General features: G+C 64.8%; 8 protein-coding genes. 1 reads left to right on the plus strand and 7 read right to left on the minus strand.

The window, feature by feature from the left end:
* Positions 1 to 432: 432 nt before the first annotated feature.
* From GTZ99_RS01200 to GTZ99_RS01230, 7 genes are all read right to left on the minus strand, one after another.
* A complete protein-coding gene (locus GTZ99_RS01200) occupies positions 433 to 1,887 on the minus strand; it encodes an efflux transporter outer membrane subunit (protein WP_161716457.1) in 1,455 nt (484 codons plus the stop codon).
* Positions 1,884 to 5,108 carry an efflux RND transporter permease subunit gene (locus GTZ99_RS01205; RefSeq protein ID WP_161716458.1) on the minus strand — a complete coding sequence of 1,075 codons (3,225 nt, stop codon included), beginning with the start codon at positions 5,106 to 5,108 and terminating at the stop codon, positions 1,884 to 1,886. Before GTZ99_RS01205 ends, GTZ99_RS01200 begins: the two co-directional genes overlap by 4 nt.
* Positions 5,105 to 8,227 carry an efflux RND transporter permease subunit gene (locus GTZ99_RS01210; RefSeq protein ID WP_161716459.1) on the minus strand — a complete coding sequence of 1,041 codons (3,123 nt, stop codon included), beginning with the start codon at positions 8,225 to 8,227 and terminating at the stop codon, positions 5,105 to 5,107. The genes GTZ99_RS01205 and GTZ99_RS01210 overlap by 4 nt, the downstream gene beginning before the upstream one ends.
* Before the next feature lie 5 nt (positions 8,228 to 8,232).
* The gene (locus tag GTZ99_RS01215; RefSeq protein ID WP_320076609.1) at positions 8,233 to 9,414 is read right to left on the minus strand and encodes an efflux RND transporter periplasmic adaptor subunit; all 1,182 of its coding nucleotides are present in this window, start codon (positions 9,412 to 9,414) and stop codon (positions 8,233 to 8,235) included.
* A 208-nt stretch (positions 9,415 to 9,622) separates the two neighbouring features.
* On the minus strand, positions 9,623 to 10,405 hold the full coding sequence (locus GTZ99_RS01220; RefSeq protein ID WP_161716461.1) for a 3-hydroxybutyrate dehydrogenase: 783 nt from the start codon (positions 10,403 to 10,405) through the stop codon (positions 9,623 to 9,625).
* A 29-nt stretch (positions 10,406 to 10,434) separates the two neighbouring features.
* Complete coding sequence (locus tag GTZ99_RS01225; RefSeq protein ID WP_161716462.1) at positions 10,435 to 11,079, minus strand: nucleotidyltransferase family protein; 645 nt, start codon at positions 11,077 to 11,079, stop codon at positions 10,435 to 10,437.
* Between the two features lie 128 nt (positions 11,080 to 11,207).
* Positions 11,208 to 12,587: a hypothetical protein gene (locus tag GTZ99_RS01230; RefSeq protein ID WP_161716463.1), complete on the minus strand. Its 1,380-nt coding sequence runs from the start codon at positions 12,585 to 12,587 to the stop codon at positions 11,208 to 11,210.
* A 509-nt stretch (positions 12,588 to 13,096) separates the two neighbouring features.
* Between GTZ99_RS01230 and pstS the strand changes: the two genes are divergently transcribed.
* Entirely contained in the window at positions 13,097 to 14,131 is a 1,035-nt protein-coding gene (gene pstS / locus GTZ99_RS01235; protein WP_161716464.1) for a phosphate ABC transporter substrate-binding protein PstS, read from the plus strand.
* Position 14,132 lies beyond the last annotated feature (1 nt).

A 14,132-nucleotide genomic window follows, 5' to 3' on the forward strand; every position in this document is an offset into this window, starting at 1 on the left:
AGCGGTGGACTGATCCGGTCCGGGCCATCCGTCCGCCCCCTCCCCGCCGATACAGCGCCGCCAGATCCGTCCCCGTCCGAAGCAAGGGGCCTGCCCGCCCCGAAGTACCGACCCTGCATCGCAAGGTCAGCCCCGGCCAGATCTGCATTCGTCAATCGGCACCTGCGCTGGCGATCCCGAAGGGCGCAAGGCGAGCCTGTGGCGATTGACCTGCACTATATCGATGCGGGCAAGAAGGCGTGTCAGCCAACCCAAACCGGATCGACATAACGATTGCATGAAAGCTGTTTCATCCGAAGTCGAGATGTCCCTTATTTGGAGCAATCATTGGGGGATATTTGCGGTTCTATGGTTGCTTTTTTCCGATTTTGTCGCGATAGGGCGGCATGTCTTTCAAGGGATTAGGTAGTAATATCAGGTACTATCTTACAATCAGTGCCGCCCCTGTGGCACCAGCTGCATCCCCGGACTGCCATTCTCATCCTGCCAATGTCCGCCGATCGCCTTGATCAGGGTGACGGCGGTTTGTTGGCGATTCAATGTGTTCTGGATCAGGTTCACCCGCGCGGCATAGGCGGTGGCCTGCGCGCTGGTGACGGTGGTGTAATCGGCTGTCCCCGCCACATAGGCGTTGCGCGCGATGGTTTCGGCCCGGCCCGCCGATTGCACGGCAGTGGCGTAATGGGTGGCCTCTGCGCGATAGGATTGCGCGGCGGCCAATTGCGTTTCCACCTCCTGAAACGCGCTCAGCACCGTTTGGCGATAGGCCGCAACCGTTTGGTCATAGGCGGCGCGTGCCTGTTTCACCTTGGCCGCGCGCCCGCCGAAATCCAGAAGGGTCAGCGCGCTGGATGCGCCCAGCGACCACACCGACGTCCCTGCCGACAGCAATTGCGCGCTGTTGCTGGCGCTGCTGCTCAATGATCCCGACAGCGACAGCGTGGGGAAAAAGGCGGCACGCTGGATGCCGATATTGGCGTTGGCGGCGGCCACGGCGCGCTCGGCGCTGGCGATGTCGGGGCGGCGCTGCAACAGGTCGGCGGGCAGGAGGCCGGGGACATCGGGCACATTCTGGCGCCAGTCGGCCACCACCGCCAGCGTGAATGCCGAGGGGTTCTCGCCCACCAGCACGGCAATGGCGGCCTCCAGCGCGGCACGTTGGCGGCGCAGATCCTCACGCGATGCCAATGCGTTCGACAGGGTGGTTTGGGCCGTGTCGACATCGGCGCGGCTGACGGTGCCCACGTTCAGCTTGTTGCGGGTGATGTCCAGCGCGCGGGTGTATCCGGCGATGGTCTCGTCCAGCATGGCGGCCTGTGCGTCGAGGGCCCGCAATTGCAGGTAATCACCGGCCAGTGTGGCCTGCGCCGAAAGGGTCGCGTTGGCCAGATCGGCGGCGCTGGTCTGTGCCTGTGCCGCAGACTGGCGGGCGGTGTCGGCCAGACGGCCCCACAGATCGACCTCCCACGCGGCGCTGGCGCTCAGGGCGTTGGCGTCGGTGCGTGCGCCGCCCGCCATGCTGGCGCTGCTGCTGGTGGTGCCGCTGGCGCTGACCGAGGGCAATTGCGCGGCGCGCGACTGGCGATAGGCGGCCTGTGCCTGCACCACGGCGGCGCGATATTGCGCGACCGTCTGATTGGTCACCGCCACCCGCGCGGTCAACGCGTTCAGCGTGGGATCGCCAAACAGTTCCCACCACGCGCCCTTGGCGATGGCATCGGCGGGTTGAGCGGCTTGCCAGCCCGGATCGGCCTTGAACGCATCGGTCACCGCCGCGCGCCCATCGCCCGACAGAGTCGGCACGCGATAGGCAGGCGCCATCGAGCAACCCGGCAGCGCCAGCGCCAGCGCCAGCGCGGCCACGGAACGAGAGGACAGGGCAATCATGCGGTCAGACCTTTGTGGGCGCCATCGGGCGCGGGAAGGGAGGTGTCGTGGCGGGCCAGCAGGGCTTCGTGCGGGGAACGGCGGCGCCAGCGGTTGAGCGCCAGATAGACCACCGGCGTTGTCAGCAGCGTCAGCATCTGGCTGGCCATCAGCCCGCCCACGATGGCAATGCCCAGTGGGCGGCGCAGTTCGGCCCCATCGCCAAAGCCGATCGCCAGCGGCAAAGCGCCCAGCGCGGCGGCCAGCGTGGTCATCAGGATCGGGCGAAAGCGCAACAGGCAGGCCTCGCGGATGGCGGCTTCGGGGGTGGCCCCGCGCGACCTTTCGGCGTCCAGCGCAAAGTCGATGATCAGGATCGCGTTCTTTTTGACGATGCCGATCAACAGGATGACGCCGATCAGCGCGATCATGTCAAACTGTGCCCCGGCCAAAATCAGCGCCAGCACCGCGCCCACGCCCGCCGAGGGCAGGGTGGAGAGCACCGTCAGCGGATGGATCGCGCTTTCATACAAAATCCCCAGCACGACATAGATCGTCAGGATCGCGGCCAGAATCAGCAGCGGGGTGGAACTGGTGGTTTGCTGGAACATCTTGGCCGTGCCGCCAAAATCGCCATGGACGGTCGCGGGCAGGTGCAGCGCGGCCATGGTGGCGGCGATGGTTTGTGAGGCCTGACCCAGCGACACGCCGGCCGGCAGGTTGAACGAGATTGTCGCGGAAGGTTCGCCATCGGTGTGGGTAACGCCTGCGGCGGTGGGCCGGTCGGTCCAGCGGGCAATGGCCGACAGCGGCACCATCGTGCTGGCGCTGGTCGATACGGCGCTGCCCGTCGCCGCGTTCTGGCCCAGCGAGCTGTTGCTGGAGGTGGCCTTGGTCGCCACGCCCCCGCCGCCCGGAAGATAGATGTTCTCCAGTGCCTCTGGCTTGCCGGCAAAGGCGGGGTCGGCCTCCATCACCACATGGTACTGGTTCAACCCCTGATAGATCGAGGCCACCTGACGCTGGCCAAAGGCGTCGTACAGCGTGTTGTCGATGGTGGTCATCGCAATGCCCAGCCGCGCCGCCGCATCGCGGTCGATCTGCAAATAGGCCGACACGCCCGCGTCCTGCTGATCGATATCGACATCGGTGATCGCCTTGGGCTGTGTCTTGAGCGCGGCGACCAGACGCGCGCCCGCGTCCTGCAATTGCGCGGCGTTTTCGGCGTGCAGTGTGTATTGATACTGGCTGGTGGTTTGCCGCCCGCCCGCCATCAGATCCTGCACCGGGTTCAAAAACAGGTTCACACCCCGCACCCGCGCCAGTTGTGGGCGCAGGCGGGCGATCACCTTGTTGATTTCGGGCCGCTGGCTGCGCGGTTTCAGGTTGATGAACATCATCCCGCTGCCCGCGCGGCCCCCGCCGGTGAACGCGACCACGGTGTCCACCGCCGGGTCCTTGCGGATGATTTCGACCAGCTGGGTGAACTTCTGCGCCGTGGCGGTAAAGCTCATCGATTGGTCAACGCGCATGCCGCCCATCATGCTGCCTGTGTCCTGTTGCGGAAAGAACCCCTTGGGCGCGATCACCAGCAGATAGACGTTGAGCAGCAGCGTCCCCGCCAGCAGCAGCAGCACCGGCCCGCGATGCGCCAGCGCCCAGTCCAGTTGCCGGGCATAGCGCCCCTGCAACCGGTCAAAAAACGCCTTTGACGCGGTAAACAGGCGCGGCATGGGCTGCGTATCGTCATGTGGGGCCAGAATGCGGGCCGACATCATCGCCGTGGTTGTCACCGACACGACCAGGCTGATCATCACCGCCGCCGTCATGGTCAGGGCAAATTCGCGGAAGATGCTGCCCACGATCCCGCTCATGAAGATCAGCGGCACGAACACCGCCACCAGGCTGACCGACATCGAGAGCACGGTAAAGCCCACCTCGCGCGCGCCTTTCAGCGCGGCCTCCATCGGGCGCATGCCGGCTTCGATATGGCGGGCGATGTTTTCGACCACGACGATCGCGTCATCCACCACAAAGCCTGTCGCCACCGTCAGTGCCATCAGCGAAATATTGTCGAGCAGGAAGCCCGCCATATACATGATGCCAAACGTCCCCAGCAGCGAGACGATCACCGCCGAGGTCGGGATCAGCGTGGCGCGCCAGCTTTGCAAAAACAGGCTGACCACGGCCACCACCAGCAAGATCGAAACCAGCAGGCTGATCTCCACTTCATGCAGGCTGGCGCGGATGGTGACGGTACGGTCATTGGCCACAGCCAGTTTGATGTCGGATGGCAATTGCGCCGACAGGCTGGGGATCTGCGCCTTGAGCGCGTCGACCGTTTCGACGATATTGGCATCGGGTTGGCGGCTGACGATGATCTGCACCGACTTCTTGCCATTGAACAGGCCCATGGTGCGCTCGTCCTCGGGGGCGTCACGCACGGTGGCGATGTCGGACAGGCGCACCGGCGCCCCATCGCGCCATGCGATCACCAGCCCGGCATAGTCAGCCGCCTTGACCCCGGCGGTGCTGCCATAGATCTGCCAACTGCGGCCGTGGCCCGATACGTCCATCCCCTCGATCACGCCGCGCGGGCGGTTGGCGCTGGCCGATTGCAGCGCGGTGCGCACGTCCTCCAGCGCGATGCCCGCGCGCGACACGGCCATCGGGTTGATCTCGACCCGGACGCCGGGCAAAGCGCCGCCGCCGATCTCGACATTGCCCACGCCTTTGACCTGCAACAGCTTTTGCTGGACGATGTTCGACACCGTGTCATAGATTTCGTGCGGCGCGCGGGTGCGGCTGGTCAATGACAGGATCAGGATCGGCATGTCATTGGGGTTCATCTTGCGATAGGTGGGATTGGTTTTCAGCGTGCTGGGCAGATCGGCCCGCGCCGCGTTGATCGCGGCCTGTACGTCACGCGCCGCGCCATCGATGTTGCGCGCCATGTCGAATTGCAGAATGACCGACGTCGAACCCTGCGACGAACGCGAGGTCATTTCCGTAACCCCCGCGATCGTCCCCAGCTTGTGTTCCAGCGGTGCGGCAACGGTGGCTGCCATGGTCGACGGGCTGGCGCCGGGCAGGCTGGCGCTGACCATGATCGTGGGGATGTCGATCTTGGGCAAAGGCGCGACCGGCAGTTGAAAGAACGCCGCAATTCCCGCCAGCGCCAGCCCGATGGTCAGCAGGATGGTGCCGACCGGGCGGCGGATAAAGGGGGCCGAGATGTTCATGCCGCCACCTGCGCCGCATTGGCCGCGCGCGCCGCGCGCCAGCGTTCGAACCCGCGAAAGATCACAGGCGTTGTGAACAGCGTCAGGATTTGCGACAGGATCAGCCCCCCCGCAATCGCCAGACCCAGCGGCTGGCGCAACTCATGCCCCATGCCGCTGCCGAAAATCATCGGCAATGCGGCAAACAGCGCGGCAAAGGTGGTCATCATGATCGGGCGGAAACGCAGATGGGCGGCCTGGCGGATGGCCGCGTCGGCGTCCAGCCCGTCATCGCGCATCGCCGCCACGGCAAAGTCGATCATCATGATGGCGTTCTTTTTGACGATGCCGATCAACAGGACGATGCCGATGATGCCGATCACCCCCAACCCATAACCCGACAGCGAGAGCGCCAGCAGCGCGCCGATGCCCGCCGAGGGCAGGGTGGAGAGGATCGTCACCGGGTGAATGAAGCTTTCATACAGCACGCCCAGCACGATATAGACCACCACGATCGCGGCCATCACCAGCCACAGCTCGTTGGACAGGGCCGATTGGAACGCGCTGGCCGCGCCAGAGAAATCGGTGGTGACCGAGGCGGGCAGGCCGATCTGCGCCTCGACCCGTTCAATCGCGCTGACCGCCGCGCCCAGCGAAACGTCGGGGGCCGTGTCAAACCCGATCGAGGCGGCGGGGAACTGGCTCTGACGGCTGAGCACCAGCGGGGCCTGTGCCTCGCGGATGGTGGCGATGGCCGAGAGCGGCACCTGACCGCCACCCGAGAGCGGCAGATACAGCCGCGACAGGCCCGAAGGATCGGCCATCATCGCCCCGTCCGCCGTCAGGATCACCCGGTTCTGGCTGGACTGGCCATAGATGGTCGAGATGATCCGCTGACCAAAGGCATTATACAGCGCATTGTCGATGGCCAACGTCGACAGGCCCAGCCGGGCGGCCGCGTCGCGGTTGACATCAACGATCACCGCGCGGCCCTGGGCCAGCGCATGGGCGTTGACATTGCGCAGTTCGGGCGCATCGCGCAGCGCGGCGGCCAGTTTGGCGCCCCACAGGTTGGCCGCGTTCTGATCGGCCGATTGCAGGACAAAGCGATAGGGCGTCAGGCCTGTTTCAGTATCCACCGTCAGGTCCTGCACCGGCTGCAGATACAATTGCACGCCGGGAATCTGCGCGGCCGCCGCCGTCAGACGGGCGATGACGGTGTCCTGATCATCGCGTTCGCCGATGTCTTTCAGGTTGATGACCATGCGGCCCTGATTGACCATCGGGTTGACGCCATCCACCCCCACGCTGGACGACAGGCTGTCGACCGCCGGATCGGCCAGCATCTTGGCCGCGACCTGTTGTTGCAACTGGCTCATCCGCCCAAACGAACTGTCATTGGCGGCGATGATCGTGGCGTTGATTTGCCCGGTGTCCTGTGTCGGGAACAGGTTTTTGGGGATCGCCCAGAACAACAGCCCCGTCAGCGCAAGGCTGAGCGCAAAGACCGCCATCGTCTGGCGCGGGCGGTCCATCACCCAATCCAGCGCGGCGGTATAGCGCGCCGTCAGCCGGTCAAACGCGGCCATGCTGCCCGCCACCCAGCGGGGGTGGTGTTCCTGCGCCTCGGGTTGCAGCCAGCGGGCCGCCAGCATCGGCACCGCCGTCAGCGATACCACCGCCGACAGCACAATCGTCACCGCCAGCGTCACGGCAAATTCGCGGAACAGCCGCCCCACCACATCGCCCATGAACAACAGCGGGATCAGCACCGCGACCAGGCTGACGGTCAGACTGATGATGGTAAAGCCGATCTCGCTGGCGCCCTTGAGCGCGGCGGGAAAAGGCTTCATCCCGCGTTCGATATGGCGGGCGATGTTTTCGATCACCACGATGGCATCGTCCACCACAAAGCCGCTGGCGATGGTCAGCGCCATCAGCGTCAGATTGTTGATCGAGTAATCCAGTGCCCACATCGCGGCAAACGCGCCCACCAGTGACAAAGGCACCGAGATCGCCGCCACCGCCGTTGCGCGCGGCGAGCCGAGGAAGACAAAGATCACCGCGACCACCAGCACCACGGCCAGCGCCAGTTCCAGTTGCACGTCATGCACGCTGGCGCGGATACCGGTGGTGCGGTCGGTCAGGATGGTCACCTTGACGTCGGCGGGCAATTGCGCGGTCAGGCCTGACAGGTCACGCTTGACCGCGTCGACTGTGCCGATGACATTGGCACCCGGCTGACGCTGGACATCGATGATGACGGCGGGCTGCTTGTTCATCCAGCTGGCGGTGCGCACATTTTCAACGCCCGCCGCGACCGTGGCCACATCGCCCAACCGCACCGGCGCGCCATTGGTGTATGCAATCACCAGATTGCGGTAATCCTCCGGGCTGGAGAGTTGATCGTTGGCGTCGATCGTCCAACTGCGGGTGGGGCCGTCAAAGCTGCCCTTGGCCATGTTGGCGTTGGCGTTGCTGATCGCGGTGCGCAGCGTTTCCAGACTGATGCTGCGCGCGGCCATGGCCGGGACATTGGCGGTAATCCGCACCGCCGGCTTTTGCCCGCCCGACAGGCTGACCAGGCCCACGCCCGATACCTGCGCGATCTTGTTCGAGAATTGGCGCTCGACGATGCCCTGCACCTCGCCCAGCGGGCGGGTGGCGCTGGTCACGGCCAGCGTCAGGATCGGGGCGTCGGCCGGGTTCACCTTGGCATAGATCGGCGGGGCGGGCAGATCAGAGGGCAACAGCGAATTGGCGGCGTTGATCGCGGCTTGCACCTGTTGCTCGGCCACGTCCAGTTCCAGACCCAGTTCGAATTGCAGGGTGATGACGCTGGCCCCGGCCGAGGAATTGGACGTCATCCGCGTCAGGCCGGGCATCTGGCCCAATTGCCGCTCCAGCGGGCTGGTGACGGTCAGCGCCATGACATCGGGGCTGGCGCCGGGGTACAGGGTGCGGACCTGAATCGTCGGGTAATCCACCTGCGGCAGCGCCGAGAGCGGCAATTGCCGCCACGCGATGATCCCCGCCAGCAGCACCGCCAGCATCAGCAGGGTGGTGGCCACCGGGCGCAGGATGAACGGGCGCGACGGGCTGGGCGTGTCCAGCCCCGCGTTGGGAACGGCGTTGTCCATGGCGCTTACTGCCCGGCCTTGGCGGCGGGCTTGGCGCCGGGCAGGCTGACCTTTGAGCCATCATCCAGCCCATCGGCGCCTTCGGCCACAACGGTCGCGCCGCGCGTCAGGCCCGACAGGATTGCCGTGCGGGTGCCATCGCTGGGGCCGGTTTTCACCACCGTCAGCTTTACCGTGTTGTCAGGCCGTACGACAAAGACGAAATCGCCCGGAGCGCCGTGCCGCACCGCCGATACCGGCACCACCGGTACTTGGCGCAACGTGTCGACCTGCATGCGGATGTTGACAAAAGCATTGGGGAACAGACGGTCCGAGGCTCCGGTAAAGCGGGCCTTGGCCTTGACGGTGCCGGTGGTGGTGTCGATCTGGTTGTCCAGCGTGCGGAAGCTGCCGCTGGCCAGCGTGGTCTTGCCGTCCTGATCCAGCGCGGTAACCGGCAGGCCCGCGCCGCCCTGCGGCTTTTGCCGGATCGCGGCCAGTGTGCCCTGTGGCACCGAGAAGGCCACGTCGATCGGATCAACCCGCGTGATCACGGCAATGCCATTGGTGTCGGACGGCGTGGCATAGGTGCCCACGCTGACCTGTTTCAGGCCGATCCGCCCGGTAAAGGGCGCCTTGACCGCGGTATATTGCAGGTTCAGCTGTGCCGTGCCCACCGCCGCGCGGTCATAGGCAACGGTGCCTTCCAATTGCTTGACGCTGGCGCGTTGGGTGTCAACCTGTTGCCGCGCGATCGAATCCTGCCCGGCCAGCGTTTCGTACCGGCGCAGATCGGCACGGGCCGATTCCAGTTGCGCCATGTCGCGCGCCAGCGTGCCCTGCGCCTGTGCCAGCGCCAGACGATAGGGGCGCGGATCGATCTGGGCGATCACTTGGCCCTGTTGCACGATCTGTCCTTCGGCAAACAGCACGGCCGTGACATTGCCCGACAATTGCGTGCGCACCGTCGCGCTGTCGACCGGCGTCACCGTGCCCAGCGCGGCCACCTGCACCGGCACATCGGCCAGATCCACCCGCGCCACACCCACAGCGGCGGCGGGGCGGCCGCCCATGCTTTTTTGCCCGCTGGAACTGGCCACATATTTGGCCAGCCCGCCGGTTGCCACCAATCCGGCCAGCACCAGCCCATAGGTGGTCCAGCGTGAACGGGGGCGATCGGTGGCGGTATGGTCAGCAGGGGTGGACACGAGGATGTCTCCAGACAGAACGCGGCACAGGCGCGATGAAAAGCGGCAAAAGGGCGCCCCGCAGGGCTGCCTATGTGATATTGTGCTTGTGTCTGGCGGTGGCGTGGCACTCAAACCGCAAATATTGATAATTTGTATCGGCCCGTAACAATACGGCCCCGCAATCCGCATGGATCACGGGGCCGATTGTCGCGGTGTGCTGCGCGCTTTATTCCATGCACCAACCATGGCTGGCGATCAGCGATTGCCCGGTCAGCGCGTTTGTGGGGAAGGCGGCAAAGAACAGCGCGACTTCGGCGATGTCCTCGATGCTGGTGAATTCGCCGTCGACCGTCTGGCCCAGCATCACCTTCTTGACCACCTCCTCCTCGGAAATGCCCAGCTCGGCGGCCTGTTCGGGGATCTGCTTGTCCACCAAAGGCGTGCGCACAAAGCCGGGGCAGATGACATTGACGCGCAAGCCCTTGGTGCCGCCTTCCTTGGTCAGGGTGCGGGCCAGACCCATCAGCCCGTGCTTGGCGGTGACATAGGCGGATTTGAGCGGGCTGGCCAATTTCGAATGGACCGAGCCCATGAACAGCACCGTGCCCGACCCTTGTGCATACATATGCGGCAGCACCGCCTTGCTGGTCAGGAATGCGCCGTCCAGATGGATGGCCAGCATCTTTTTCCAGTCGGCATAGGCGAATTGTTCGACCGGATTGACGATCTGGACGCCTGCGTTCGACACCAGCACGTCCACCGTGCCCCATTGCGCCACCACTTGCGCGACACCCGCGTTCACCGCGTCCTCGCTGGTGACATCCATGGTCAGCGCCATGGCCGCGCCGGGGCCGGCGGCGTTCAGGTCGGCGGCGGCCTTGGCGGCGGCGTCACCATTCAGGTCGGCGATGGCGACGCGCGCGCCCTCGGCGACAAAACGGCGGGCGATGCCCAGACCAATGCCGCTGGCCGCGCCAGTGACGATGCAAACCTTGTTGTGCAGTTTCATGCCGATGCTCTTTCGTCGCGCTGTTCGGTTCAGGGTTGGCCCGCGTGCCGCCAACCGGGGATCAGCCGGTCAGCGTCGGCGGGCGTGTCGATGTCGGTGGTATAGGCAGGATCGGGGCTGTCCAGCCAGAGGATATCGTGCCCCATGGCGGCGATGTGTTGGCGCGGGGTAAGGGCGGGGGCGGCGCGAATCGCGCGGACATGGGCCGCGCCCAGCAGGACGGGATGGCCGCGTGCGCCGTTGTGGCGGGGGATGACAATCGCCGATTCGCCCGCATGGGCAATCAATGCGGCGACATGGGCGGGCCGCAACAGCGGGTGATCCACCAGCGCGATCAGCGCCGCGGCGGGCACATGCGACAGGCCGATGCGGGCCGATTCGCCCTGATCATCGGAGGGCGCCGGATTGGCGATCAGGCGAATCGCGGTGTCATCGGGGAAATGGGTGGCGATGGCATGGGCGATGGGCGTCGATTCGGGCGGTGTGACCACCACCACCGGCAGGCCCAAGCCGCGATACAGCGCCAGCGTGTGGCAAAGCAGTGGCCAATATCCGCCGCCATCGGCGCGCGCGATGGGCAAAAACCGCTTGTCCGCCCCTTCCATCCGGCGCGATGCCCCCGCCGCCAGCAGGACAACGGTCAGATCGTGGGCAGGGGCGGGCGCGTCATTCACCCGTTCATAGTGCCCAAGGCCCGGCCGCGCGGCAACTGGCCAAAAGGAAACGGGCGGAACATGATGTCCCGCCCGCCCCATTTGTCGTTCGTTTCGACAGGTGGCGCCCCCTTCCGGGCGCCGCCCGATCAGAAGCGGAACTGACCGTAGATGCCCACTTCGTCGCGGCTGGCCTGGCCCGAGACCAGGTTGCCCTTGACCAGGCTGGCAGTGCCCTGGTCACGCTTGTACACCAGCGCCAGATCAAAGATCTTGGCGGGCGAGAACTGCAGGCCGACGTTGTAGAAGTTCAGGTGCTGGGCCGGGTTCAGGTCCTTGCTGGCCTTCATGAAGTCATAGCGGCCGAACACGGTCCACTTGGGCGCCGGCGAGACCGAGGCGAACAGCGAGTAGGCTTCGGTGCTGTCGTTCGAGGTGGCCGACTTGATCAGCGTGGTGGTGAAGTTCTTGGCGTAGATGTATTCACCGCCAACGGTGAAGTCAGCCTTGCCCAGCTTGCCCTTGTAGGCGGCGATCACGTTGAAGCGGTCACCGTTCTTGTAGGTCGTGGTGTTCTGAACATTGGCGCCCAGACGGCCGGTGTAGCCACCAACGCCGACGTTGAAGCCCTTGTAGCTGAGCGAGACGCGGCCTTCGATGTCGATGGTCTGCGTCAGGCTGGCGGTGCGATAGCCAGCGCCGTTCACAGCCGAGATCTGGTAGCTGATCAGGCCGTCGCTGAACGAACCCAGAGCGTGCACGCCCCAGTCAGCCGAGGTGCCCAGACCCAGATAGTCGGTCGAGGTCTTCTCGATGTGGCGGAAGCCCTGCAGCGATTCTTCGTAGGGCACCCAAGCCATGTCGGCGGCACCGGCGCGGATCGTCAGAGCCGGCGAGAACTTGGCCTGCACATAAGCCTTCTTGACGAAGATGGCGACGTCGGTCGCGCCCGAGGTGCTGCGCAGCAGGTTGTCGACGTCCAGCGTGATGTTGGCCGAGAAGGTCTTGTCCAGCTGGTGGTCCAGACCGATGTAGAAGCGCTTGATCTGGATGCCGCCGTCCTTTTCAACCGACGTACCGGCGGTGTTTTCGGCAGTGATCGAGCTGACGTTGTAATACATGCGGCCCGACAGCTTGGTCTTGGCGGCCCAGCTCATGGTGCCCACGGTCTTGGCGGTCGAGGCGGCCGAGGTGTTGGCCTTGTCGGCAGCGGCCTGCGCCTTGACAGCGGCGGCCTGCGCGGCGGCGGCGGCCTTGGCGGCGTCAGCCACGTCGGTCTTGGCCGGAGCAGCGGCGATCTTGGCCTGCATGTCGTTCAGCTGCGCCTGCATCATGGCCAGCTGCTGCTGGGCCAGCTGCAGCTGTTCAGCGGTGGTCAGACCGGCTTCGGCGGCTTCGGCGGCGGGGGCCGGACGGGCCTTCTTCTTCTTGGTCACGGTGGTGTGGTGACCGGCATGGGCCTGCGCCATGCTGGGCACGGCCAGAACGGTGGCGACAGCCGCCAGCGCAATCGAGTTGCGAATCGTCATTGGAAAAACTCCCTCTGTAGATGCCCTGCCGACACCGCAACCGCAGTGCCGGTAATCCCTGAATTCTTGCCAGACAGGCTGATGCCTGCCCGTGTTGCGTGTGTGAGGGGGTGCTAGCGGAAGGCGTGTCCCGTCCGCGACTCAGAAACTCTACCTCATTGGTAGAAATTCTTCACTCGCCCTACATACCCAGACCGGCAGTGCCAAAGCGCGCTGCCTTTCCACCGGGGCGGTTAGTCCCGTTATGTTACAAACATGTGTCCGTCTGGATGGGGGAAGGTGGCAAGTATGGTTAATAGGCCATGTTGGTGTGGCTCTGGGGCAACAGAAATATCCGTATAAACACGTGAGTTGACGATGGCGGGCGGATTGGCTCGGTTCAGGCCCGTATATAGAGGTCATCAAAACCATGCCCGGCGGGGTGCCTATCAACCTTTTTGTCACAAAGCCGTAATGAAGCGCGTCTAGCGCCCAGATCAGGAACGGACCCGAACAATTGGAGTCATACCATGTTTCGCAAATTCATGATCGCGCTGGGCGCTGTGGCCATTACTGCCGGTACTGCCCATGCCGATACCATCACTGGTGCTGGCGCTACCTTCCCCAAGGATATCTATCTGGCGTGGGCGCAGGCCTACAAGGCGGCTGGCGGTGACCAGCTGAACTATCAGGGCATCGGCTCTGGTGGCGGCATCAAGAACATCAAGGCCAAGACCGTCGATTTCGGCGCCTCGGACAAGCCGCTGATGGTTGGTGAGCTGTCGCAGGCTGGTCTGGTGCAGTTCCCGACCGTCATCGGCGGCGTTGTGCCCATCGTCAACCTGCCTGGCATCCAGTCGGGTCAGATCAAGCTGACCGGCGCGCTGCTGGGCGAAATCTTCCTGGGTCAGGTCAAGGCGTGGAACGATCCGCGCATTGCCAAGCTGAACCCCGGCCTGCGTCTGCCCCCGCTGCCGATCACGGTTGTGCACCGTTCGGACGGTTCGGGCACCTCGTTCATCTTCACCTCGTTCCTGTCGCAGACCTCGCCTTCGTGGTCGCAGCGCGTGGGTGCCAATGACTCGGTCAACTGGCCGGTGGGTCTGGGCGGCAAGGGCAATGATGGCGTCGCCGCTTTCGTCAAGCAGACCGTCGGCTCGATCGGTTATGTGGAATATGCCTATGCCCGCAAGGGTGGCGTGGCCTACACGCTGGTGCAGAACCGCGCTGGTCAGTTCCCCAAGCCTGAAGCCGAAGCCTTTGCCGCGGCCGCCGCTGGTGCGCCGTGGGGTCGTGCGCCGGGCAACTATGTCCTGCTGATCAACCAGCCCGGTCCCAAGTCGTGGCCGATCTCGGGTGCGACCTTCATTCTGATGCACACGCAGCAGGCCAATGCTGAAAAGGCTGCCAATGTGCTGAAGTTCTTTGACTGGGCGTACAAGAACGGCGATGCTGCCGCTGACCGTCTGGACTATGTGCCGATGCCTGCTCCCGTCAAGGCTCTGATCCGCAAGCAGTGGCTGCAGATCCAGGCGGGCGGCAAGCCGGTCTATGTGAGCAAGTAAG

Origin of the sequence: Novosphingobium ovatum (assembly GCF_009909235.1) — a bacterium.
Taxonomy (GTDB): domain Bacteria; phylum Pseudomonadota; class Alphaproteobacteria; order Sphingomonadales; family Sphingomonadaceae; genus Novosphingobium; species Novosphingobium ovatum.

What these genes read in the sequence shown, in the direction of transcription:
- GTZ99_RS01200 (WP_161716457.1), bottom strand. Translation starts at nt 1,887, where the DNA reads ATGATTGCCCTGTCCTCTCGTTCCGTGGCCGCGCTGGCGCTGGCGCTG.
- GTZ99_RS01205 (WP_161716458.1), bottom strand. Translation starts at nt 5,108, where the DNA reads ATGAACATCTCGGCCCCCTTTATCCGCCGCCCGGTCGGCACCATCCTG.
- GTZ99_RS01210 (WP_161716459.1), bottom strand. Translation starts at nt 8,227, where the DNA reads ATGGACAACGCCGTTCCCAACGCGGGGCTGGACACGCCCAGCCCGTCG.
- GTZ99_RS01220 (WP_161716461.1), bottom strand. Translation starts at nt 10,405, where the DNA reads ATGAAACTGCACAACAAGGTTTGCATCGTCACTGGCGCGGCCAGCGGC.
- GTZ99_RS01230 (WP_161716463.1), bottom strand. Translation starts at nt 12,587, where the DNA reads ATGACGATTCGCAACTCGATTGCGCTGGCGGCTGTCGCCACCGTTCTG.
- pstS (WP_161716464.1), top strand. Translation starts at nt 13,097, where the DNA reads ATGTTTCGCAAATTCATGATCGCGCTGGGCGCTGTGGCCATTACTGCC.